Annotated in this window: 25 protein-coding genes; 8 read left to right on the top strand and 17 right to left on the bottom strand. The window is 35.5% G+C overall.

The features are described from left to right. Position 1 precedes the first annotated feature (1 nt). From rocD to pdxA, 8 genes are all read right to left on the bottom strand, one after another. The gene (gene rocD / locus DRF59_RS11880; RefSeq protein ID WP_115960078.1) at positions 2–1252 is read right to left on the bottom strand and encodes an ornithine--oxo-acid transaminase; all 1251 of its coding nucleotides are present in this window, start codon (positions 1250–1252) and stop codon (positions 2–4) included. 146 nt (positions 1253–1398) lie between these two features. Continuing rightward, complete coding sequence (locus DRF59_RS11875; RefSeq protein WP_115960075.1) at positions 1399–1950, bottom strand: YdcF family protein; 552 nt, start codon at positions 1948–1950, stop codon at positions 1399–1401. Between the two features lie 116 nt (positions 1951–2066). Then, positions 2067–2474: a type VI secretion system tube protein TssD gene (gene tssD, locus DRF59_RS11870; protein ID WP_115960072.1), complete on the bottom strand. Its 408-nt coding sequence runs from the start codon at positions 2472–2474 to the stop codon at positions 2067–2069. A gap of 255 nt (positions 2475–2729) precedes the next feature. Then, positions 2730–4088, bottom strand: coding sequence for an acetyl-CoA carboxylase biotin carboxylase subunit (gene accC / locus DRF59_RS11865; protein ID WP_115960069.1), 1359 nt, complete (start codon positions 4086–4088; stop codon positions 2730–2732). Between the two features lie 98 nt (positions 4089–4186). Then, positions 4187–4666, bottom strand: coding sequence for an acetyl-CoA carboxylase biotin carboxyl carrier protein (accB, locus tag DRF59_RS11860; protein ID WP_115960066.1), 480 nt, complete (start codon positions 4664–4666; stop codon positions 4187–4189). A 126-nt stretch (positions 4667–4792) separates the two neighbouring features. Further along, positions 4793–4996: a 50S ribosomal protein L32 gene (rpmF, locus tag DRF59_RS11855; RefSeq protein ID WP_002976251.1), complete on the bottom strand. Its 204-nt coding sequence runs from the start codon at positions 4994–4996 to the stop codon at positions 4793–4795. Between the two features lie 67 nt (positions 4997–5063). Next, positions 5064–5594: a YceD family protein gene (locus DRF59_RS11850; RefSeq protein ID WP_115960063.1), complete on the bottom strand. Its 531-nt coding sequence runs from the start codon at positions 5592–5594 to the stop codon at positions 5064–5066. Positions 5595–5678: 84 nt separating this feature from the next. Beyond that, positions 5679–6770 (bottom strand): 4-hydroxythreonine-4-phosphate dehydrogenase PdxA, encoded by a 1092-nt coding sequence (pdxA, locus tag DRF59_RS11845; protein ID WP_115960060.1) that lies wholly within the window; start codon positions 6768–6770, stop codon positions 5679–5681. Positions 6771–6818: 48 nt separating this feature from the next. Here pdxA and DRF59_RS11840 point away from each other — a divergent pair, with 48 nt between their 5' ends. Genes DRF59_RS11840 through DRF59_RS11830 form a run of 3 tightly spaced genes read left to right on the top strand, consistent with a single transcriptional unit; the run spans position 6819 to position 9560 of the window. After that, positions 6819–7403 carry a riboflavin synthase gene (locus DRF59_RS11840; RefSeq protein WP_115960057.1) on the top strand — a complete coding sequence of 195 codons (585 nt, stop codon included), beginning with the start codon at positions 6819–6821 and terminating at the stop codon, positions 7401–7403. Position 7404: 1 nt separating this feature from the next. Further along, entirely contained in the window at positions 7405–8859 is a 1455-nt protein-coding gene (locus tag DRF59_RS11835; RefSeq protein ID WP_115960054.1) for a sensor histidine kinase, read from the top strand. Next, entirely contained in the window at positions 8859–9560 is a 702-nt protein-coding gene (locus DRF59_RS11830; RefSeq protein ID WP_115960051.1) for a tRNA1(Val) (adenine(37)-N6)-methyltransferase, read from the top strand. Before DRF59_RS11835 ends, DRF59_RS11830 begins: the two co-directional genes overlap by 1 nt. A gap of 19 nt (positions 9561–9579) precedes the next feature. Here the strand turns inward: DRF59_RS11830 and DRF59_RS11825 are convergent, their stop codons facing one another. Together DRF59_RS11825 and rpmH are read right to left on the bottom strand one after the other, a co-directional pair. Further along, positions 9580–10290 (bottom strand): cell division ATP-binding protein FtsE, encoded by a 711-nt coding sequence (locus DRF59_RS11825; RefSeq protein WP_115960048.1) that lies wholly within the window; start codon positions 10288–10290, stop codon positions 9580–9582. A gap of 154 nt (positions 10291–10444) precedes the next feature. Continuing rightward, positions 10445–10603: a 50S ribosomal protein L34 gene (gene rpmH, locus DRF59_RS11820; RefSeq protein ID WP_076443849.1), complete on the bottom strand. Its 159-nt coding sequence runs from the start codon at positions 10601–10603 to the stop codon at positions 10445–10447. A 235-nt stretch (positions 10604–10838) separates the two neighbouring features. On the opposite strand from rpmH, the gene DRF59_RS11815 reads away from it, so the two are divergent. Then, positions 10839–11852 (top strand): DHH family phosphoesterase, encoded by a 1014-nt coding sequence (locus DRF59_RS11815; RefSeq protein ID WP_115960046.1) that lies wholly within the window; start codon positions 10839–10841, stop codon positions 11850–11852. 4 nt (positions 11853–11856) lie between these two features. Here DRF59_RS11815 and DRF59_RS11810 read toward each other — a convergent pair whose 3' ends face one another. The 6 genes from DRF59_RS11810 to tilS form a co-directional block, all read right to left on the bottom strand. Continuing rightward, entirely contained in the window at positions 11857–12669 is an 813-nt protein-coding gene (locus tag DRF59_RS11810) for a patatin-like phospholipase family protein (RefSeq protein WP_115960043.1), read from the bottom strand. 46 nt (positions 12670–12715) lie between these two features. Next, positions 12716–13531, bottom strand: coding sequence for a hypothetical protein (locus DRF59_RS11805; protein ID WP_115960040.1), 816 nt, complete (start codon positions 13529–13531; stop codon positions 12716–12718). Between the two features lie 2 nt (positions 13532–13533). Beyond that, complete coding sequence (locus tag DRF59_RS11800) at positions 13534–14316, bottom strand: alpha/beta fold hydrolase (RefSeq protein ID WP_115960037.1); 783 nt, start codon at positions 14314–14316, stop codon at positions 13534–13536. A gap of 95 nt (positions 14317–14411) precedes the next feature. Further along, positions 14412–14930: a biopolymer transporter ExbD gene (locus DRF59_RS11795; protein WP_115960034.1), complete on the bottom strand. Its 519-nt coding sequence runs from the start codon at positions 14928–14930 to the stop codon at positions 14412–14414. A gap of 211 nt (positions 14931–15141) precedes the next feature. After that, positions 15142–17208, bottom strand: a complete 2067-nt coding sequence (locus DRF59_RS11790) for a protein-disulfide reductase DsbD family protein (RefSeq protein ID WP_115960031.1) — start codon at positions 17206–17208, stop codon at positions 15142–15144. Continuing rightward, entirely contained in the window at positions 17205–18545 is a 1341-nt protein-coding gene (gene tilS, locus DRF59_RS11785) for a tRNA lysidine(34) synthetase TilS (protein WP_115960028.1), read from the bottom strand. The genes DRF59_RS11790 and tilS overlap by 4 nt, the downstream gene beginning before the upstream one ends. A gap of 87 nt (positions 18546–18632) precedes the next feature. Between tilS and DRF59_RS11780 the strand changes: the two genes are divergently transcribed. Then, positions 18633–19469 carry an OmpA family protein gene (locus DRF59_RS11780; RefSeq protein WP_115960025.1) on the top strand — a complete coding sequence of 279 codons (837 nt, stop codon included), beginning with the start codon at positions 18633–18635 and terminating at the stop codon, positions 19467–19469. A gap of 54 nt (positions 19470–19523) precedes the next feature. Here the strand turns inward: DRF59_RS11780 and DRF59_RS20785 are convergent, their stop codons facing one another. Then, positions 19524–19676 carry a hypothetical protein gene (locus DRF59_RS20785; RefSeq protein WP_157967453.1) on the bottom strand — a complete coding sequence of 51 codons (153 nt, stop codon included), beginning with the start codon at positions 19674–19676 and terminating at the stop codon, positions 19524–19526. A gap of 268 nt (positions 19677–19944) precedes the next feature. On the opposite strand from DRF59_RS20785, the gene DRF59_RS11775 reads away from it, so the two are divergent. The 3 genes from DRF59_RS11775 (at position 19945) to DRF59_RS11765 (ending at position 21660) form a co-directional block, all read left to right on the top strand. Then, positions 19945–20097, top strand: a complete 153-nt coding sequence (locus tag DRF59_RS11775; RefSeq protein ID WP_115960022.1) for a CCPGW family putative bacteriocin — start codon at positions 19945–19947, stop codon at positions 20095–20097. A gap of 114 nt (positions 20098–20211) precedes the next feature. Beyond that, positions 20212–20859, top strand: coding sequence for an O-methyltransferase (locus tag DRF59_RS11770; protein WP_115960019.1), 648 nt, complete (start codon positions 20212–20214; stop codon positions 20857–20859). A gap of 84 nt (positions 20860–20943) precedes the next feature. Beyond that, on the top strand, positions 20944–21660 hold the full coding sequence (locus DRF59_RS11765) for a C40 family peptidase (protein WP_115960016.1): 717 nt from the start codon (positions 20944–20946) through the stop codon (positions 21658–21660). The last annotated feature ends 23 nt before the right edge of the window (positions 21661–21683 follow it).

The raw sequence follows: 21683 nt of genomic DNA, 5'->3' as shown, positions 1-21683 counted from the left end.
ATTATTTTGAATATTCTAATACAGTTTTTTCAATAATTTTTACACAATCCAATAGTTGTTCTTCTGTAATCACCAATGGTGGCGCGAGTCTGATAATATTTCCATGTGTTGGTTTTGCCAGTAAGCCGTTTTCTTTTAATTGCAGACAAAGATTCCAGGCAGTAGAACTTTCAGGGGTATCATTAATCAGGATAGCATTTAAAAGCCCTTTTCCTCTCACTTTTGTAATCAGATCCGTTTTTCCAATTAATTTTTCGATCTCAGATCTGAACAGTTGTCCAAGAGTCTCAGCTCTTTCCGACAGTTTTTCATCAGCAACTACATCTAATGCAGCTACTGCTACAGCACATGCAATAGGGTTTCCTCCAAATGTGGAGCCATGTTGTCCCGGTTTAATGACATTCATGATATTATCATTTGCCAAAACAGCAGATACGGGATACATTCCTCCTGAAAGAGCTTTACCCAAAATCAGGATATCCGGTTGTACATCTTCGTGATAACATGCAATTAATTTACCTGTTCTAGCAATACCAGTCTGAACTTCATCTGCTATAAAAAGGACATTATGTTTTTTACAAAGCTCGGAAGCTGTTTTAAGGAAATTTTCGTCCGGAACATATACTCCGGCTTCTCCTTGAATAGGCTCAACCAAAAATGCGGCAATACTTTCTGCTTCTCTGTTCAGAACCTCTTCTAAAGCTGTAACATCATTATAAGGAATTTTGATAAATCCCGGGGTGAAAGGGCCGTAGTTCTGATTAGCATCAGGATCATTTGAGAAAGATACAATAGTTGTCGTTCTTCCATGGAAATTATTTTCACAAACAATAATCTTAGCTGCATTTTCTGAAATACCTTTTACCTCATAGCTCCACTTTCTGGCAAGTTTTACTGCTGTTTCAACGGCTTCAGCGCCTGAATTCATCGGCAGAACCTTGTCAAATCCAAATAAAGATGTGATTTTTTCTTCATATTCTCCTAATTTGGAATTGTAGAATGCTCTTGAGGTCAATGCCAGTTTCTGAGCCTGTTCTACCAATGCACCTACAATTTTAGGGTGAGAGTGTCCTTGATTTACAGCAGAATATGCTGAAAGAAAATCATAATATCTTTTGCCCTCTACATCCCAAACGAATACACCTTCCCCACGGTCCAGAACAACTGGAAGAGGATGATAGTTATGTGCTCCATGTTTGTCTTCAAGGTCAATAAAATACTGTGAGTTTTTTGTTTTTTCTGCTGTTGACATATGTTTTGGTTTTTGGCAAATTTAAGCAATATTAATGAGATGTATGAACATTAGAAAAATATAGGGTCTGGCAGCATTAATAGTGTATTTTAAATGAAATAAATATTAACAATATTTTTCATTCACAATTATAGGATAGTGTATTCTTAGAAGTAATAAGCAAAAAATTCCCTGAAAACAGAATAAACATCCCTTGCCTCAAAATAGGAAGGGCTTGAGTTTTCAATATGATCAAAATTGTGTTTTTTGAATAGTTTCCTGATACGGACCTGATGATAATATTGTGAAACTGAAATTACCTTAGTATACTGAAGACTGTCAGCTATTCTTATAGTGTTAATAACTGTTTTTTCTGTATTGTCTCCGTGGTTATCTACAATTATTTTATCAGAGGGGATATTTTGGGTAATCAGATATTTTTTCATCTGGAAGCCTTCCCAGTATCCTTCCTTACCCAAACCTCCGCTTACCAGTATTTGTTTTATCTGCTTTTTTTTAAAAAGCTCAATACTTTCATCCAACCTTGCCTTCAGTCTGGGAGATAAGGTTCCGTCTTCATTAACTTTATTTCCCAGGACAACTGCCAGATCAGCATTCTGTTTTGTATTTGAAAAGCCATTGATAACAATATATAGTACGTGAATTGTATACCATAATATTGCGGTTATTAAGATGTATTTTAAAAATTTTTTTATCATAACAGAGCTTTGGCTTTATAACAGAGAAGTTTTGTAATATAAATTTTTTCTCATAAAAAAACAGAATAGTGCAATAAGTACTATTCTGTCTTCTTTTATTTAAGTGAAATTGTCTCTTAAGAATTTGGCCACGCTCCGAAATAGGAAGAGTTACCAAGGTCAATCTGTTCTGCACTTACAACGAAACTGATGTACATGCTGTTCTCGTCAACGGCGTCAAAGTCTACTTCATGCTGGATTACGTAGCCATTGCTCCATTTTAGTGTTGTTAATGTTCCTTCTTCGTGAGATTTGTTGAATGTAACTTCTCCTACAGTAGGTTTATATTTTCCATTCAGTAAGCTCTCTAGAATATCAGATTTTTCAGTAGCTTCTACTGTGATTTTAATCAGTGCATTGGAAGGGTCTGATGCTACTCGTCCGGATACATCTGTAGAACGGGATACACTGTAGTTTAGTTTTAATAACTTCTGTCCCTCTCCATTATTGAATTTTAGTATTCCTCTTGAGTTTCTTTCTGCCATGATAGTAAATTTAAATAATTAATATTTTGTGATTGGTTGTTTATGTCACCAAAAATAGAAGTATTTATTGTACTACAGAAAAGAATAAGGTTAAAATTAAAAAAGTGTAGTAGTTCTTCTACTAACAAGTGTTAGGTTTTTAGTAGTACAAACCAAGATCATAATTTCATAGATATGAGTCAGACCAAAAAATCGGAGCTGTACAAAAAAATAAAAACTGCCTCATTCTGAGGCAGTTTTTATTTTAAGATCATTTTAGTGATGATGATCATATTTTCTATCCATTACAAAATCTTCCATGAATTTTGTAGTGTAATTTCCCGCAAGATAATCTTCGTTATCCATTAATTGCCTGTGGAAAGGAATTGTAGTTTTTACTCCTTCAATATAGAATTCTTCCAGTGCACGTCTCATTTTTGCAATAGCTTCTTCACGGGTTTGGGCCGTAGTAATAAGCTTGGCAATCATTGAGTCATAATTTGAAGGAATTGTATACCCTGAGTAAACGTGAGTATCTACTCTGATTCCATGTCCTCCTGGAATGTTCAATCCTGTAATCTTTCCCGGGGATGGTCTGAAGTCTGCGTAAGGGTCTTCCGCATTAATTCTGCATTCAATTGAATGCAATTTAGGATAGTAGTTGATTCCTGAAATAGGAGTTCCCGCAGCAAGCAGGATTTGTTCTCTGATAAGATCGTAATCAATAACCTGCTCAGTAATAGGATGCTCTACCTGAATTCTTGTGTTCATTTCCATGAAATAGAAATTTCTGTGTTTGTCTACAAGGAATTCAATGGTACCTACACCTTCATATCCAATAAATTCAGCAGCTTTTACGGCAGCTTCACCCATTTTTTCACGAAGTTCATCAGTCATGAAAGGAGAAGGTGTTTCTTCAGTTAATTTCTGGTTTCTTCTCTGTACAGAGCAGTCTCTTTCGGAAAGGTGACAAGCTTTTCCAAATTGATCGCCAGCAACCTGAATTTCGATATGTCTGGGCTCTTCAATAAGTTTTTCCATGTACATTCCTCCATTTCCGAATGCAGCTACAGCTTCCTGAATAGCAGATTCCCAGTGATCTTTAAGATCTTCAGCTTTCCATACAGCTCTCATCCCTTTACCACCACCACCTGCAGTAGCCTTAATCATTACCGGATAGCCAATTTCTTCAGCAGTTTTAGCTGCTATTTCATAAGATTCAATTAATCCGTCTGAACCTGGAACACAAGGTACACCTGCAGCCTTCATGGTTGCTTTTGCATTGGCTTTGTCTCCCATCTTCTCAATTTGTTCAGGTGACGCACCAATAAATTTGATCCCGTTTTTCTGACAAATTCTTGAAAAGTTAGCATTTTCGGATAAAAATCCATAACCAGGATGGATGGCGTCTGCATTGGTAATTTCTGCAGCAGCAATAATGTTAGGGATTTTAAGATATGAATCTTTGCTCATTGCAGGGCCGATACAAACAGCTTCATCAGCAAATCTTACGTGAAGACTGTCTTTATCTGCAGTTGAATATACAGCAACGGTTTTGATCCCCATTTCTTTACAAGTACGTAAAATACGCATTGCAATTTCGCCACGATTGGCTATTAATATTTTTTTGAACATCTTCTTCAATTTGAAAATTAGATAATTTGAAAATTAGATAATATTATTTTAATGTAGAATTTAATCTAACATCTAATGTCTAACATCTAATTTCTAAATTAAGATGGATCTACCAGGAATAATGGTTGGTCATATTCTACCGGGGTTGCATCATCAACCAGGATTTTAACAATTTTTCCGCTGATTTCGGATTCGATCTGGTTGAATAGCTTCATTGCTTCAATTACACAAACTACCTTACCAGCAGAAACTTCATCACCAACATTTACGAACACATCTTTATCAGGAGATGGTTTTCTATAGAAAGTACCAATCATAGGAGATTTGATCGCTACATATTTGCTGTCATCAGATACTGCTTCTGCTTTTTCAGCAGGTGCAGCAGGTGTTGCAACAGGTGCCGGAGCAGCTACTGCTTGTGGAGCAGTATGGTATACTGCAGGTTGTGCATAAACAGCTTCGCTTCCAGCTAATGGAGTTTTAATAGTGATTTCGAAATCTTTAGTTTTGTATTTTACTTCTGAAACCTCAGCTTTAGATACAAACTTAATAAGATTTTGTATGTCTTTAATGTCCATAAATTTGATATTTGATTTTGGGTCAAAGATACCAAAAAAACATAAAAAACAATAAAAAACCGCCTAATTTTATCAAAATTGGGCGGTTTTTGTATTAAAATGAGGTTTTTTTGAAAAATTCCTCTCTTAGTTTTCTTCAGTAGCAGCTACTTCTTTTTCCAATACTACTTTACCTCTGTAGTAAAGTTTTCCTTCATGCCAGTGAGCTCTGTGGTAAAGGTGAAGCTCTCCTGTTGTTGCATCTTTAGCTAATTGAGGAACTACAGCTTTGTAGTGAGTTCTTCTCTTATCTCTTCTTGTAGACGACTGTCTTCTCTTTGGATGTGCCATTTTGTAATAACTTTTTTAATTGATGAGCGATGAGATTCATCATCTCATCATATTTAAATTATTTTATTTAATTTTTATCTTTTAACTTTTTCAATGCGTTCCATCTCGGGTCGCTTTCATGTTCTTCCTCTTCAGATTCCTCTGTGTTTTTTGGACTGAACTGTTCCAGGATCTCAAGATCTTTATCACTTACATTGGGTGAAATCTTTTTCATTGGGATGGAAAGCATTACATTTTCATAGATTAAATGTGCTACATTGAAAGCATGCTCTCCGGTAGGAATCGTAATAACATCTTCATTGCTGTCATCATATTCTTCCCCGAAATTCACCAGGATCTTAATTTCGTTTTCAATAGGATAGTCAAAGTTTTCATTTGTAATATCACAAATAAGTTCAACTAATCCATGTATTTTAATCTCAAACTCTAAAAACGTAGTATGTTTATCAAGTAAAACATCTACTCCTATTCTTGGGTTTGTAAATTCCTGCTCAGTGTCAAATAATTGAAAGAACGTTTTATCTATCTCAAACTTGAACTCGTGTTTCCCGTTTTTAAGTCCGGAAAAGCTTACGTCATAGTTTCTTAACTTGTCCATAAAATGAGTGTGCAAAAATATGCATTTTTTTTATAATAACAAATAAAATCTAAAACAAATTAATTTAAAATTTGTTTTTAAAATTTATGCTTCAGTTTCTTCAGGAAGGTCTTCGTCTATTCCATTATCCACAGCCATTTTTCTTGGCTGAAGGCGATTGCTCATCAGATCATTGTATTCGCTTCTGTTTCTGAATACTTTGATGGCAGTGAAAATAGCTTCTGTAAAACTTTGCTCATCCGCTATATTTTTCCCGGCGATATCATAGGCCACCCCATGATCCGGAGAAGTCCTTATAAACGGAAGTCCTGCAGTATAATTTACTCCTTCTTCATAAGCTAATGTTTTGAAAGGTGCTAGTCCCTGATCATGATACATTGCTAAAACGGCATCAAAGTTTTTGTATTTGTTGGGCTGAAAAAAGCTGTCTGCAGGAAAAGGACCAAAAGCCAGAATTCCGTTATCAGAAAGCTCTTTAATTGCGGGGCTGATAATTTCAACCTCTTCATTGCCTATAACTCCACCGTCTCCTGCATGAGGATTAAGTCCTAAAACTGCAATTTTTGGTTTTTGAATACAAAAATCTTCAATCAGGGTCTGGTTTAATGCTCTGATCTGTTTTTTAATTTTCTCCTTGGAAATATTCTCTGCAACTTTTGAAATAGGAATATGGTGTGTGGAAACAGCAACCTTCAGCTCTTCAGTAACCAGGAACATTAATCCTTTTTTATTGAATTTTTCCTCAAAGTATCCTGTATGCCCTGCGTGTTTAAATCCCATTTTCATCATTTCATCTTTGTTTATAGGAGCAGTAACCAGAACGTCAATATCTCCTTTTATCAGAGCCTCGGTAGCTGCTTCAAGAGAATCAATGGCCATTTTTGTGGATTCTTCTGTCGGGATTCCTAACTCTACATTAACATTTTCCTTGGTCAGATTAACCATGTTGAGTTTCCCTCCCTGCGCCTGAGAAGCTTCATTGATATAATTGAAATTAAGATTCAGTTTGAAAATATTTTTCTGATAAGTGAATAATTTTCCCGAACCAAAAATTACCGGAGTAAAAAAATCAGTAATAGTTTTGTCTTTCAGAGACTTCATAATGATCTCCGGGCCTATGCCGTTGAAATCACCAATTGAAATTCCTACTCGTACTTTATGGTTTTTTGGGCTCATTTTGATTATCTTTGAAGATTATAATTTACAAATTTAGCAAAAAATAATATGTTCACAGGAATTATTGAAGCAGTTGGTGTAATTAAGAAGATTGAAGAGAAAGGAAGCAATATAGATTTTACCTTAACCTGCCCCTTTACAAATGAACTGAAAATAGATCAGAGTCTGGCGCATAACGGCTGTTGTCTTACTGTTGTTGAAATAAATGATCAGCAATATGTGGTAACTGCAATTAACGAAACTTTGGAAAAGACGAATCTGGGAAAGTGGGAACTGGGAACAGTTGTTAATCTTGAACGTTGTATGAAAATGGATGGAAGATTAGATGGGCATATTGTTCAGGGACATGTTGATAAAACCGGGGAGGTTGTAGGGATTGAGAATAAAGACGGAAGCTATTTTATTACCATTCAATATGAAGCTGACGGGAATTTTGTTACTGTTCCTCAGGGTTCCATTACGGTAAACGGGATCAGCCTTACGGTAGCTAAAAGTGAAGATGCTCAGTTTTCTGTAGCAATTATTCCTTATACGTGGGAATTTACAAATATGAAACATTTGAAAATTGGAGATAAAGTGAATCTGGAATTTGACATCATTGGTAAGTATATTGCTAGGTTAATTAAAAAGTAGGATGTCAATCAATAAATATAAAGGATATAGTTTAAGAAACCGGGTTTTTTTCGGTTTTTTGCTGGTATGTTTTTTAAGTGTAGTGGCGACCTCCCTTGTTCCGTATTTTGTTTTGCGTAATAATTCCCTGCAGCAGAGTACGATTGATATGCAGGAAAAAACCAATGCTGTAATGAGGTATCTGGACTATGCGGTTAGCCGTACTCTTGTAGAAACGGAAGATCTGCCTAAGGTTTTAGGAAATAAAATCTTTGAGATAGCAGATATTAACCAGCATGATATTGTTATCTATGATCTGAAAGGCAATTATATCCTGTCCAATAAAGATGAAAGCCTTATTGATCAGAAGGTTATTCCTATAGAAATCATTAATAAGATACTGGCTACAGATGCAAGAGTTGATATGACCAGATATGATGCAGCTAAAGATGCAAAACTTACCTCGTCCTATCTTCTTTTGAAAAATAATGAACTTGAGCCGATAGGTATCGTTTATATTCCTTTATATCATAATGAATCAGCATATCTGGATGTTCTTCATCAATATGTTAAATATATTCTTTTGGTTGATATATTTCTTATATTATTCAGCATCTGGATCAGCTGGGTTACTTCCAATAGCCTGGCAAAGACCATTACTAAATTTTCAGATATGATTACACGTATTACATTATTTGAAAATGAAATGCGCCCTATCAGGTATTATAAGAATGATGAACTTAATGCATTGGCGAGGGCTTATAACAGAATGATTCTTCAGATTCAGGACCAAAAAGAAAGACTGCGTTTCAAGGCATCAGAAGAAGCATGGAGGGAAATGGCCAAGCAGGTAGCGCACGAAGTCAAAAATCCACTTACTCCTATGAAGCTCACCATTCAGAACTTTGAAAGAAAATTTGATCCTGATGATCCAAATATCAGAGAGAGGGTAAAGCTTATGAGTAAAACTATGGTAGATCAAATTGATCTGATTGCTACGGTAGCCTCTGCTTTTTCAGAATTTGCAAAGCTCCCTGAAAAAAATAATGAGGTTATTAATCTCAATACGGAAGTTGAAGATATACTTCGTGTTTTTAATGATGACAGCATATTTATGCATGCCAACAAGAATAATATCATGATTAACATGGACAGAATTTATCTTTCCAGAATCATAACCAACCTTGTTACCAATGCGAAACAGGCGGAAAGTGATCAAAGAAAACTGATTATTAATGTAGATGTGGAGCAGCACCAGAGAAGAGTGATGATTTCAGTTCAGGATAATGGAATCGGTATCCCTGAAAATATGTATGAAAGGATCTTTGAACCTAATTTTACGTCCAAAAACAGTGGGATGGGGCTTGGTTTATCTATGGTAAGAAAAATGATTGAAGATTATAAAGGTGAAATTTCTGTGAAATCTGAAGTAGGGAAAGGGTCAACGTTCATTATTACATTACCTACTAATTTATAGTGAAACCATTTAAGTTTAAACAATTTGAAATTCAACAGTCTGAGCATGTCTTTCGTGTAGGAACGGACGGTGTCCTGCTGGGAGCTCTTGCTAATGTTGAAAATGCGGCAAATGTCCTGGAAGTAGGTACTGGAACCGGGTTGATTAGCCTGATGCTGGCACAACGGAATTCTATCGCTGAATTCTTAGGAATGGATATTAATGAAGAAGCAGTTTCGCTTACAAAAGTTAACTTTGAAAATGCTCCCTTTTGTTTAAGACTGAAAAATATACATCAGGATTTTAAAACATTCAATACCCTTACAAAATTTGATCTGATTGTTTCTAATCCTCCTTATTTTGAAGAATCGGAATCAGGGAAAGATAAAATTGCACGCCAGACTGTAGAATTAAACTTTGAGCAGCTAATTGCCAAGGCATCCGGGGTATTATCAGACAGGGGATTGCTTTCTGTGATAATTCCGGTAGAAGCGGGTAATATTTTTGTTACAATAGCAGAAGAGTATGGTCTTCATTTAATCAGGAGAGTTAATATTTCGGGGATTGAAAGTTCCAAAATTAAAAGACTGATCCTGGAGTTTTCAGGTGTTAAACAACAGCTTCATGAATCTGATTTTATTATAGAAAAAAGTCCGAGAAAATACTCGGACCAATATCTTGAACTCACTAAAGAGTTTCATGTATTCAAAAATAAGAATTAGGTGGATTTAGGGATATAATTTATTCAAATAATTCAGCAGTGTCCAGTACTGAAACTTTTCCATCTTCACATCTGATAGCTTCTCCCGGGAAATTCTGAATCATGTGGTAATCATGCGTTGCCATTACTACAGCAGCGCCATTTTCAAGGGCAACTTGTTTTAGTAAAGTCATGATTTCATTGGAAGTTTCAGGATCCAGGTTCCCTGTAGGCTCATCTGCCAGGATAAGATCCGGATGGTTAAGCAAAGCTCTTGCGATAGCAATACGCTGTTGTTCTCCACCTGAGAGTTCATGTGGCATTTTGTGCTTCTTGCTTTTCATATTTACACTGCCTAATACTTCATTGATGCGGTCCTCCATTTTAATTTTGTCATTCCATCCTGTAGCTTCAAGAACAAATTTCAGATTTTTCTCTACTGTTCTGTCAGAAAGTAACTGGAAGTCCTGAAATACAATCCCCAGTTTTCTTCGAAGGTTAGGGATGTCAGAAGGTTTTAGTTTAGCCAGATCAAAACCAACTACGGCCCCATGTCCTGACGCCAGTGGGATATGACCATAAAGGGTTTTCAGAAGTGAGCTTTTTCCGGAACCTGTTTTTCCGATAAGATAGCAGAATCTGCCTTTTTTAATGTTAAGATTTACATCAGAAAGAACAGTAAAGTTTTTTTGGGCGATTTTCGCATGCTGCAAACTTATTATATTGTCTCCGGAGATATTGGTATGTGGCATAATTTAATTTTAAAGGCTATTTCTAACAAAAATTTTTCAAATTTTAAAAATAGAAAAAAGAAGTCTATCTGACTCTATTTTTAATAAATTTTAACAACAAAAAATGCCTGAAAAGAAACTTCTCAAGCATGTTTTGTATATGATAATGTAGAAATTATCTCTTAGCGCGTGATGCACTTACAGTTAATCTCTTTCTGCCTTTAGCTCTTCTCGCAGCCAAAACTCTTCTTCCATTTGGCGTAGACATTCTTTCTCTGAAACCGTGTTTGTTTCTTCTCTTTCTTTCTGATGGCTGGAATGTTCTTTTACTCATTACTATATATTTAAATCGTAATTAATCTATTTATTTTCAGGTTGCAAAGATATAGAAATTTTTATAAGTTACAAACTTTAAATATCTTTTTTTTTAATTATTTGAAATGTTTTTTAGCAGGGCATTTACAAACCCTGATGAGAACCTAAATTTTCTGTGCAAAAATAATATTTAAATGATTTATATAAAAGCTCTATCTTTGAAAACTTAAATTTTAACGAAAATAAACACAATGATGTTTACACCCGCAGAACTTTTAGATATCAATACATTACTTAAACCTGAAAACAAAATAGTTATTCTTACCCACTATAATCCGGATGGTGATGCAATTGGTTCCAGTCTCGGACTAAAGCATTATCTGAAGGCAAAAGGAATAGAGGCAGAAGTGATTGTGCCCAATGATTTTCCTAAATTTCTGAAATGGATGCCGGAATCTAAAAAAGTGATCATTGCAGAGTATAAGAAAAAGCTGGCTTCTGATCTGATTGCCGATGCTGATGTTATTTTTTGTCTTGATTTCAATTCCCCGTCAAGGATTGGTCTCGTAGGTGACTGGCTGATAAAAGCAGGGGCTAAAAAAATCCTTATTGATCATCATCAGCAGCCTGAACCGTTTGACTATGTATATTCTGATACTGTAATTCCGGCCACTTCGCAGATGATCTATCATTTTATTGAGGTAATGGATGATGAAAAACTGGTAAACCAGGATGTTGCGGAATGTCTTTATACGGGAATTATGACTGATACGGGAGGGTTCCGTTTTCGTTCTACAAGCGCTGCTACCCACCGGATTATTGCTAATCTTATTGAAAGAGGAGCAGATCCTGCAATGATAACTTCCAATACATGGGATACAAATACGGTTTCCCGCCTTCATCTGCTTGCTCTGATTCTGGGCAGAATAGAAGTGGTAAACAACGGTAAAGTTGCTGTGCTGAGCCTGACCAGAAAAGAGCTGAAAGAATATGGCTTTCAAAAAGGAGATACAGAAGGTTTCGTGAATTATGGATTAAGTATCGCCGGTGTAAAAATGGCAGCATTCTTTATGGAAGATCTCTATGAGGATTTTATTAAGATTTCTTTCAGAAGCAAGGATGATGTAGATGTAAATCAGTTCTCAAGAAAATATTTTAATGGCGGTGGACATATTAATGCTGCCGGTGGAAAATCTTATGATTCACTGGCTGGGACTATTGAGAACTTTAAAAATTACCTTGAAAAAGAAGAATTTATTCAACCATAATATCTTACAAGCTCTCGGTCCGGGAGCTTTTTTTATACCCTTTTTCTTCTAATTCGATACAGGTATATTCGTAGACCTGCTGAAACATTTCATCCAGATATTTCTTGTTAAAAAGACTGTATTTTGTCATTTTCGGAGGATCCAGAAATATGTTGCAGTGCTTTACTTTGGAATAAACTGACTTTGCTATAGCCAGGTGTAGAATTCTGTCAAACTCTTTCATCAGGCTCATCTTTTTTAATTCATCATAGCTTATTGAGTTTACATGGGAAGCAATCAGAAAATCACATTTATCAATGATAGGCTCAATAGGCAGATTATCCAGTACGCCTCCGTCTACATATATCTTATCGCCAATTCTTACGGGAGGAAGAATGAAAGGGACACTTGATGATGCCAGCAGAGGACTGAAAAGCTGACCTTCAGAGAAAAAGTCAACAATTCCATGGGTCATTTCCGTTGCCGTGACATACACTGGTATTTTTAAAATGCCGAAGCTATCCTCAGGAAAATAATCTTTGAAAAGTTTTAGAATGAAGTTTGAACTGAATATTCCGTTTTTTGATAATTTCAGAGAAGACCGTGAAAAAAAGGTTGTCTGCTTTACAATCTCTATCATTTCGTCAGGTGTCTTGCCAAAAGAATAGAACGCACCTATGATAGCACCGGCACTGGTGCCTGAAATGAGGTGGGGTTTCAGGTTGTATTCTTCCAACGCTTTGAGAACTGCAATATGTGCAATTCCACGCATTCCTCCGCCTGAAAGAGTAAGCCCGATAACCGGAGGTTTCTTTTTTTTGAAAGAGAATAAGCCCATTTCGAAAATTATTCCCTACTAATATACAGGAATTTTTTTATATGGATTAAGGCTCATCACAGTCGGAGTCTACTTTTATAAAAAGGGAATTAAATTCATTGTTCATTTTTTCGTCATGGGGAGGGGAGGGAATTTTGTCATTAGCACAATTGCCCCATCCAAAAGTGATAAGGTCTATGATCGCATAATCCCTTTTGTCTGGTGAGTTCAGATGATTGTTAAAATCAGTCATTATCCGTTCGGGGTCAGCATTTTGTTTGCTCATTTGTTCCCTGAGGTTTCTCCATTCTTTAACCATTTGTTCGTCATCGGAATTTAATGCTTTAGAAAAAACTTTACAGATATTGCTTTTAAGAAGTACGGAAGGGTCTGAGTATGCTAGGATTTGTAATTTTTCCATTTCGTACCGTTGGATAAGTTCTTCGTACTTTAATTTTTTTATATTTTGCCAATAGGGTGTATTCACAACTTTAAGATTTTGCAGAAGGGCTTTTTTTTCAGCAAAATCTTTGTCCAGCTTTGCAAGAATTTTATCCTTATCGCGTCTTATTTCCTGTAAATCATTAAGATTGAAAACAGATGGAGTGTCCAGAAGGGAGTCATTCAATTCAAACCAGAGTTTGTAAACACCTTCAATTTCTTCCCTGGAGTATTTGCTGATGTCATAATAGCCTCTGTTGTCACATAATTCGGTGACAAACTTAAATATTTCCTCCTTAGGCTGATTTGATTTTAAAGTGTCATTTTTGATTGTATCCGCAGTTGTAAGAGATTCTATAGAAGTATTGTCTGAAGAGACTTGCTTTTCTTTACTGCAGCTTAATAATGTGGAAAATAACAAAAATGAAAGAATGATCTTCATGATTAAAATACTAGTTTTTTAGGAAGATTATGCAGCAGTTCAGTATTGATAATCTCAGCACAAATACTAGGCTTTTCCCAATGTCCGTTATGTCCGCAGTCCAGTATATAAGATTTTATATTAGTCCTGTCCGGGAGGTTTTTAATCATGAGGTCTGTTTTTACTGCATTGTCATGTTTACCGGCCAATACTAATATTTTAGTTTCCAGGGTATTCATAATGTGCTTTTTATCTGTTCGTGCTACCATTCCCTTTACGCAGGCAAGTGCGCCCATATTATTGGTCGAAAGTGCAGTTTCAAGCGCAGTCTCAATTTTGCCTTCCAGAATGTCTTTTTCATTTGGATTGAACAGATTGGGAATCCCTGCTCTTACATAATGGGGAAAGGCATCTTTTATAATCCTGTAGCTTTTGATGCGTTGTTGTTTCTTCTCTTCGTCATCCGGAAGATAAGTAGAGAAAAATAAGGTTAGACTCTTTAATGTTTCAGGATATTTTTCAGCAAAGGCCAATGAGGTGTAACCTCCCATGGAATGTCCCAACAAATGTATTTTTTCTAAATTCTGGTTATCTAAAACTTTTTTAACTTCTTCTGCCATTAACTCCATAGTATGGGTTTCTCCTATAATATCAGATTGTCCATGACCGGGAAGGTCAATTTTTATAAGGGAGAAATCTGTGGAAAGATGCGGTTCCATATCACTCCAGATAGACAGATTCTCCATAAAACCATGGAGGAGAACTAGCGTTTCTTTTCCGTTTCCTTTTCTTTCAAAGTTCAGCATGATGTAAGAATTATAATTTAATAATGCTGCAGATCTGTAACAGACAGCTGTTCAAATTTAAATAAAAAAGAGCATTTTTTAATGCTCTTCCTCTTTTATTGAACTAACTCTTTGTAAACCTTTGTTTCCCAAGGCTTGATATCGGTAACACCGTAACGCTCTTTTTTCGCAATTGCAATGTTATCCAGCATATCTACAAAGTTTTTATAATTAGCCTCATCGGTAGGTTTTATAATAACAGTGAAGTTTTGTGGTTTTGGAGCGTTTTTATATGCTTCGGCAATAATTTTTGAAACATTAATACCGCTGAAATCTGTTTCTTTCAGATTAGTGGTATTTAGCTCTTTTTCATTGCTTTGGTGATAAAATACGCGATTGTCTTTTCCCAGAATAAATGTTATCTGATTTTTCTGATCTACAACAACGGTACCGGATGGAGGGTCACCTTTTGCCGGAAGGCCTAGATCCATTACATTGGGTTTGGTAAAATTGGTTGTAAACATAAAGAAAGTGATCAGTAGAAAGCCCAGGTCTACCATGGGTGTCATATCTACTCTGATGAGCTTTTTCTTTTGTTTTCCGCCTTGCTTCTCTTGTGCGATTACGTCAGCCATAATTCATATTTTAAAATGTTAAACGGTATTGGTGAAAATTTAAAAACCCGATCGTAGTTTTGATAAATCGATACAATCTTTGTGCCTAAAATTTTAAAATATTAATATTTTTATGTTTTTATTGAATTTGTTTACTTAAATACTGTTAAATCTATATATAAAAAACCTCACCGGTTTACAGGTGAGGCTTATCTATTTTTTGATGTAAAGACTATTTGTTTTTCTTAAAGTAATTTACACCACATTCAAGGAATTTTTTAAAATCCTCTTTCGGCATGTATCCGGAAACCGGAGTGTTAATTACTTTTCCATCAGGAGTTATTAAAACATAATGAGGTTGGGAATTGTTATTAAAATTAACTTGCTGGAATAGACTCCATCGGTCGCCTATTGTTTTTACCTTTTTGATTTGTCCGTCACCAAGATCTATTTTTGTTTTCTGATCTTCAGGGAGCTCTTCTTTATCATCTACATATAAAGATGCTAAAACAACATCATTCTGAAGGATGGGTAAAATATCGGCTTCACTCCAGACAAATTCTTCCATTTTTCTACAGTTCTCACACCCATATCCTGTAAAGTCAATCAAGATCGGTTTATTTTCCTTTTTAGCAATTTCAACAGCTTTGAAAAAATCATGTTCAGGATGCATTCCCAGAATACCATCTTTTTCATCATGGAAATAACTTACATTCAACGGAGGTAAGATTCCGCTTAATAGCTGAAGTTTCGGACGGTCAGAAGGAATCAGCCCCTGAACCAGATAAATGACAAATCCGAAGCCAAATACACCTATGATTTTTCTTGTTATTGAAATTTTAGGTTTTTTATCATCATGTGGGAATCTGATCAGACCAAATAAATATAGGGCGAGTCCTAAAGCGATAATGATCCAGATGGCAATGAAAAGTTCTCTTTTTAAGAAGAATGTTTTAGAGACAAGATCAGCCTTGGATAAGAATTTTAATGCCAGTGCCAGCTCTACAAAACCAAGAACTACCTTTACGGTATTCATCCATCCTCCTGATTTTGGAAGACTTTGTAATGCCTGAGGGAATAAAGCCAATAGCCCGAAAACAATAGCCCATGCCAACCCGAATCCTGCCAGAGCAAAAGTCAGCAGCATAGGAACATTAGATGATCCTGTTACTGCACTACCCAATAAACTTCCTAAAATAGGACCGGTACAGGAAAAAGAAACAATTACCAGAGTTAATGCCATAAAGAAGATTCCAATAATACCTCCGGCTTCTTCCGCTTTGGAAGACTTGTTGGCAATCGAACTCGGTAAAGTGATATCATAATACCCGAAGAAACTTCCGGCAAAGAAAATGAATATGATGAAGAAGGCAATATTCAGCCATACGCTGGTTGAAATCTCATTGAAGATATTTCCCGCAATCCCGTCAATGACGTGGAAAGGAATGCTCAATAACACAAAAATAAGAAGAATGAAAAATCCATAAATAAGTGCATCACGTTTTCCTTTTGCTTTATCCTTGCTTCCTTTGGTGAAGAAAGAAACGGTTAATGGAATCATAGGGAAGACACATGGAGTTAACAGGGCAATTAAACCTCCGATAAATCCTAGAAACAAATACGTCCAGTAATTTTCATCCACTTTAGCAGAAGCAGTTCCGCAGTCAGTTAGCGGGTTTTTGAAATCCAATGTCTCAATTTTCAGCTGTTTAGGATCCAGTTTTCCGGTTTCTGGTACAGTAACTTCGGTTTTTACCGGATTTTCAGTAGTTGTTACAGTCGTTTTTACAGAATCTTTCACCGGAGCAGCTGTTTCTTCCACAGTTTCCACCGGAGCTCCTTTCGGAGTTATCTTTTGGTTGAATTCTAAAGTGTTGGGAGCCAGGCAGACTCTGTCATCACAGGTCTGATATGTAATTTCGGAGGTGACATCAGCGGGTTTTGCAGGATCTTTCAGCTTGAATTTCTGCTTGAAACCGGCTGTATTGGAATAAAAAACAATAGTTCCTCCGAATGCTTCTGAAAACTCTTCATGTTTTTTGCCTACTTCAGTAAACTTTCCGATCAGTTCGATATTTGTTCCTGTAACCTTGTATTCGGTAGGAATGCCGGTATCTTCCGGTAAATCTTTGGAGTAAATATGCCAGCCGTTTTCCATGGTGGCATTCAGAACCGCTTCATACTGGTTATTACCCAGATCGTTGATGGTGAATTTAAACTTTACAGGATTTTTTATCTGTGCATTAATCCCTGTTGCTAAAAAAAGTAGAAGTAATAAAAACCAATTTCTAAATTTCATTGTTTCCTTTCATTAAAAATTTTGAGAATACTTTTTGTTTTCTCATCCTTTGCATATCTTCTGTCCTGCCTCAAAGGGATGATCCCAAGTACAGAATCATTATTATCAGTCAATATCCAGATTTTTTGCTTCGCTAAAATAGATAATTTTTCGTCCCTAAAAAATTTAGAAACTTTCTTTTTCCCGGAAAATCCCAGCGGATAAAATTCATCTCCATCTTTTTGTCTTCTTAAGTACAAAGGAAACTGAAGTTTTTCAGCATCAAAATCCCAGCTTAAGCTCTTATTGATTTCATCAATAGCTTTAATATCCTGAAGATTAATATTGATCTGGTTATCTGAAAAATCAAAATGATCAATCAGAGGGATTTCTTCATCAGATATCTGCAGGTCATTCCGGTTAGTGAATATTAATTCATTTCGGGTGACGATTAGCTGATATTCTTTTGAGAAAAAAGAACTGTTGTTTTCTGCTTTAAAAATTTTAGGGATTTCTTCCGCCTGGTTAAACCCGTATTTCTTTAAAATTTCAAACTTTACGAAATCGCTTTCCTGATCCAGTTTTTCCTTTGATAAGATTTTGTACCTGTGGTTAAATTGTGTGAGTTTATTTTCTATTTCACAGATTTGTTTTTGGACAAAATCCTTCGCGTGATTAAGGTATGAGGAACTTTTTTTGAAGTTTTCCAGAAAATGGTCATTTGTTTCCAGTAACCTGGGAATTACTTCATGTCTGATTTTATTTCTCAGATAGTCGCTTTTTTTATTGGAGAGATCCTCTCTGAATTCTATACTGTTAAGCTCTGCAAACTGATAAATTTCATTTTTTGAAAAACTTAACAGCGGGCGCAGTATATTGTTGTTACTGGAGGGGATGCCACTCAGTCCATTAATTCCTGCCGCTTTTGAAAGATTGATAATAAAAGTTTCCAATTGATCATTGAGATGATGAGCGGTAACGAGAAAGTCCAGCTTTTCCTGTTCCTGAATTTTTTTGAAAAAATTATACCGTAGCTCTCTTGCCCATAGCTGAATAGAATTTTCGGGCTTGTTATCTTTTCCTGAAACTTCATACAAATGGAATTTTATATGATTTTTCTCACAAAAATTCTGGACAATTTTTTGGTCCAGATCAGAATCTTCTCCCCGGAGTTTGTAATTAACATGGGCGATCTGAATATTGAATTTCTTATCTTGAATATGTTCACGTAAATCCTGAAATAATGAGGCCAGGACCATAGAATCAGCGCCTCCGCTCACCGCAATAAGATAGGTGTGTTTTTGAGGCTGACGGACAAGATTTTCCAGTTGGTTTCTAAAGCTTGATTTTTTCAACATATACGTTGAGAATTTCTTTTATGCAAAGATAACTGATATAATTCAATTGAATTTTCCTAACTTTGATTAGTCTAAAAATGATTATTTATGAAGATTTTAAAAATTTTAGCAGTTTCTGCAATGGCACTGGGAATGACATCTTGTGTAAGCAAGAAGCAATATGATGCGTTGAGCACAAACTACAAACAGTGTATTGAAAATATCGGAGAAAGACAAAGGGAAATTCAGGATCTGAAATCTCAGAATTCTGCATTGGCAGGGGAAAATAACCTATTAAAAAGCCAGCACGATGCTTTAAAGTCATCATTGGATGCGTGTCTTTCCAATACTGGAAAAAGTTCTGCTAACATTGATAAACTTGTTGGTGAAATCAACGCTTCAAATTCATACATTAAACAGCTGATTTCAAGCAATGCGAAAAATGACAGTCTGAATCTTGCCTTATCTAATAAACTTAAGAGATCTTTAGATAATGTATCAGATGAAGATGTTCAGGTAAAAGTGTTGAAAGGAGTCGTAATGATCTCTCTTTCAGATAAAATGTTGTATAAAACAGGAGATTATAATATCTTGCCTGCAGCTCAGGAAGTGTTAGGGAAGGTAGCAAAAGTAATTAACGATTACGATAAGTATTCTGTATTAATTGAAGGGAATACGGATAATGCACCACTAAACTCTGCAAATCTCCCTAGAGACAACTGGGATCTTTCCGCGTTAAGAGGAACTGCAGTGGCTAAAGTACTTCAAACGCAATTTGGAGTAGATCCTTCAAGAATTACAGCAGGAGGACGTTCAGAATACAATCCTAAAGCAACAAATATGAGTGTTTCCGGAAGAGCAGAGAAAAGAAGAACGGAAATTATCATTATGCCTAAACTTGATGAGTTTATGAAGCTGATGGATATTGCTCCGGTAAAGAAATAAATGTAAACATACATCTAAAATAAAATCCCGAAGAATTCTTCGGGATTTTATTTTTCAAACTAATTCTTCCTTTTTCAATAAAGAAATAATTCGTTGCAAAAATGAATTGGAGATTTCGGTTTTGTTTTTTTTAGCAGAAGAACCTTTACCTTTTGGTAATGTGTTCTTGTGATTCTCATGGCTAGTTTGTTTTTCTTCCGCTTTCATTATGTTCTCTTAGTGTTTTTACCCCTTTACTCTCAATGCAAAATTAAAACAGATACCACAAAAATACCATCCGTATTTTTCCGGTATTTTATATGGGGTTTTCCCGATATAACGGTTTTTCTCATCTTATTTTTTCTTATTACTTGTTTTTATTCTATATGGTTGAATATGAAAATAATGCGTATATTTAAGTCTCCGTTAAAGGAAATAAATACAGAGTAATCCGAAAATCTTAAAGAGTAGGAAGTTGCATTAAAACAAAATAATTATGAAAAATTTACAAAAGCTTTCAAGAGAACAGATGAAAAGTGTGCAAGGTGCTATCAGAACATGTAATCCGCAGATAATTTGTCAGGTAACTGCTGATTGTTGCCCGGGGTGGGTATGTGGTTCACCGGGAGAATACTGTATTGCATATTAATATGTAGAAACATACTTTTAGAAAAGAGAGAGAGGATCTCTCTTTTTTAATGATATAATATATAATAATTAAAAAGGAATTTTAAAATTCTTAAATTTGTTTAAATTAAAATTTATGAGTTTTTTTGAAGAGAAAAACCCTGAAATGGACAGGTATTTAGAGGCACACGCCTCTTCAGAGTCAGAAATTCTAAAAAAACTGAGGAGAGAAACGTATCAAAAGACGACACAGCCTCATATGATTTCAGGATATCAGCAGGGAAGACTTTTAACCATTATTTCACAGATGATGCAGCCTAAAAATGTATTGGAAATAGGTACATTTACTGGGTATGCAACATTATGTCTGGCAGCAGGTCTTGGCAAAGACGGAAAAATTACAACCCTGGATGTAAATGAAGATCTGGCTTATCTTCCAAAAAAATATTTTGAAGAAAGTGAATATTCGGATAAGATTATTTTTAAACTTCAGGATGCAAAACAATTCCTTAAAGAAACAGATGAATTTTTTGATCTGGTATTTGTAGATGCAGATAAGGAAAATTATGCGGAATATTTTAAGCTGATTAAGCCGAGAACCCGGTCAGGATCTGTCATTATGTTTGATAATGTACTGTGGTACGGAAAAGTATTGGAAGAAAACCCAAAATTGAAGTCCACACAGTCTATTAAAGAATTAAATGATTTAGCAGCAAAAGATGAAGATTTTGAAAATCTTATTCTACCTTTGCGTGATGGAGTAAATTTCCTTAGAAGGAAATAATTAAGATTTAAAAAATTAAATAATCGGAGATTTTTATAATCTGGTCTTTAATTTTTAAATCATTGAATCTTTGAATTTTAATCAATGAATAAAGGAGTTTGTATTGTTACGGTAGCACCGGTTCGTGCAGAAAATTCTGACAGGGCAGAAATTGTTACAGAAATATTATTTGGCGAAAGTGCTGATATTTTAGAGGTTAATAAAAACTGGACTAAAATAAAAATGCATTATGACGGATATGAAGGGTGGATGGATACAAAACAAATAAAACCTGTAACGGATGAACAGCTAGCCGGCAGAAAGGTTACAGTCGTTACCGAGGATTTTTCTTCCGTACTGATGAATGATGGAAAAACTTTGTTGTCAATGGGTTCCGAAGTGGAGTTTCCTGTTGTTGCCTCTAAAAGAAGTCATGATATACGTGAAAGTATTGCTCTGACTGCTAAAGAATTCCTTAATGTACCTTATCTGTGGGGAGGTAAGAGCTTTTTTGCCGTGGACTGTTCCGGTTTTACACAGCTGGTATATAAAGTTCATGATATTAAATTGCCAAGAGACGCTTCGCAACAGGCTGAAATAGGAGAGGCACTGACATTTGTAGAGGAAGCACAGCCTGGAGATCTGGCTTTTTTTGAAAATACTGAAGGGAAAATTACCCATGTCGGAATAATGCTGGAGAATCAGAAAATTATCCATGCTTCAGGAAAGGTAAGGATTGATACACTGGATTCCACAGGAATATTTAATAAAGAAGTCAACAATCATACACACAAACTGAGAGTGCTTAAAAGAGTACTCTAAATCTGATTAATCAACACCATCAG

Origin of the sequence: Chryseobacterium flavum (genome assembly GCF_003385595.1) — a bacterium.
GTDB classification, from domain to species: domain Bacteria; phylum Bacteroidota; class Bacteroidia; order Flavobacteriales; family Weeksellaceae; genus Chryseobacterium; species Chryseobacterium flavum.
The sequence above is the reverse complement of the archived record's forward strand: the minus strand, read 5'-3'. Positions and strand labels throughout refer to the sequence as shown.

Excerpts from the sequence above, each read along its gene's own strand:
- DRF59_RS11840 (WP_115960057.1), top strand. The coding sequence starts at position 6,819 with ATGTTCACAGGAATTATTGAAGCAGTTGGTGTAATTAAGAAGATTGAA.
- DRF59_RS11795 (WP_115960034.1), bottom strand. The coding sequence starts at position 14,930 with ATGGCTGACGTAATCGCACAAGAGAAGCAAGGCGGAAAACAAAAGAAA.
- DRF59_RS20785 (WP_157967453.1), bottom strand. The coding sequence starts at position 19,676 with ATGAAAGCGGAAGAAAAACAAACTAGCCATGAGAATCACAAGAACACA.
- DRF59_RS11780 (WP_115960025.1), top strand. The coding sequence starts at position 18,633 with ATGAAGATTTTAAAAATTTTAGCAGTTTCTGCAATGGCACTGGGAATG.
- DRF59_RS11790 (WP_115960031.1), bottom strand. The coding sequence starts at position 17,208 with ATGAAATTTAGAAATTGGTTTTTATTACTTCTACTTTTTTTAGCAACA.
- tilS (WP_115960028.1), bottom strand. The coding sequence starts at position 18,545 with ATGTTGAAAAAATCAAGCTTTAGAAACCAACTGGAAAATCTTGTCCGT.
- accB (WP_115960066.1), bottom strand. The coding sequence starts at position 4,666 with ATGGACATTAAAGACATACAAAATCTTATTAAGTTTGTATCTAAAGCT.
- DRF59_RS11805 (WP_115960040.1), bottom strand. The coding sequence starts at position 13,531 with ATGAAGATCATTCTTTCATTTTTGTTATTTTCCACATTATTAAGCTGC.
- DRF59_RS11825 (WP_115960048.1), bottom strand. The coding sequence starts at position 10,290 with ATGCCACATACCAATATCTCCGGAGACAATATAATAAGTTTGCAGCAT.
- DRF59_RS11850 (WP_115960063.1), bottom strand. The coding sequence starts at position 5,594 with ATGGACAAGTTAAGAAACTATGACGTAAGCTTTTCCGGACTTAAAAAC.
- DRF59_RS11815 (WP_115960046.1), top strand. The coding sequence starts at position 10,839 with ATGTTTACACCCGCAGAACTTTTAGATATCAATACATTACTTAAACCT.
- pdxA (WP_115960060.1), bottom strand. The coding sequence starts at position 6,770 with ATGAGCCCAAAAAACCATAAAGTACGAGTAGGAATTTCAATTGGTGAT.
- DRF59_RS11765 (WP_115960016.1), top strand. The coding sequence starts at position 20,944 with ATGAATAAAGGAGTTTGTATTGTTACGGTAGCACCGGTTCGTGCAGAA.
- tssD (WP_115960072.1), bottom strand. The coding sequence starts at position 2,474 with ATGGCAGAAAGAAACTCAAGAGGAATACTAAAATTCAATAATGGAGAG.
- DRF59_RS11875 (WP_115960075.1), bottom strand. The coding sequence starts at position 1,950 with ATGATAAAAAAATTTTTAAAATACATCTTAATAACCGCAATATTATGG.
- rpmH (WP_076443849.1), bottom strand. The coding sequence starts at position 10,603 with ATGAGTAAAAGAACATTCCAGCCATCAGAAAGAAAGAGAAGAAACAAA.
- DRF59_RS11800 (WP_115960037.1), bottom strand. The coding sequence starts at position 14,316 with ATGCTGAACTTTGAAAGAAAAGGAAACGGAAAAGAAACGCTAGTTCTC.
- rocD (WP_115960078.1), bottom strand. The coding sequence starts at position 1,252 with ATGTCAACAGCAGAAAAAACAAAAAACTCACAGTATTTTATTGACCTT.
- DRF59_RS11810 (WP_115960043.1), bottom strand. The coding sequence starts at position 12,669 with ATGGGCTTATTCTCTTTCAAAAAAAAGAAACCTCCGGTTATCGGGCTT.
- DRF59_RS11770 (WP_115960019.1), top strand. The coding sequence starts at position 20,212 with ATGAGTTTTTTTGAAGAGAAAAACCCTGAAATGGACAGGTATTTAGAG.
- rpmF (WP_002976251.1), bottom strand. The coding sequence starts at position 4,996 with ATGGCACATCCAAAGAGAAGACAGTCGTCTACAAGAAGAGATAAGAGA.
- accC (WP_115960069.1), bottom strand. The coding sequence starts at position 4,088 with ATGTTCAAAAAAATATTAATAGCCAATCGTGGCGAAATTGCAATGCGT.
- DRF59_RS11775 (WP_115960022.1), top strand. The coding sequence starts at position 19,945 with ATGAAAAATTTACAAAAGCTTTCAAGAGAACAGATGAAAAGTGTGCAA.
- DRF59_RS11835 (WP_115960054.1), top strand. The coding sequence starts at position 7,405 with ATGTCAATCAATAAATATAAAGGATATAGTTTAAGAAACCGGGTTTTT.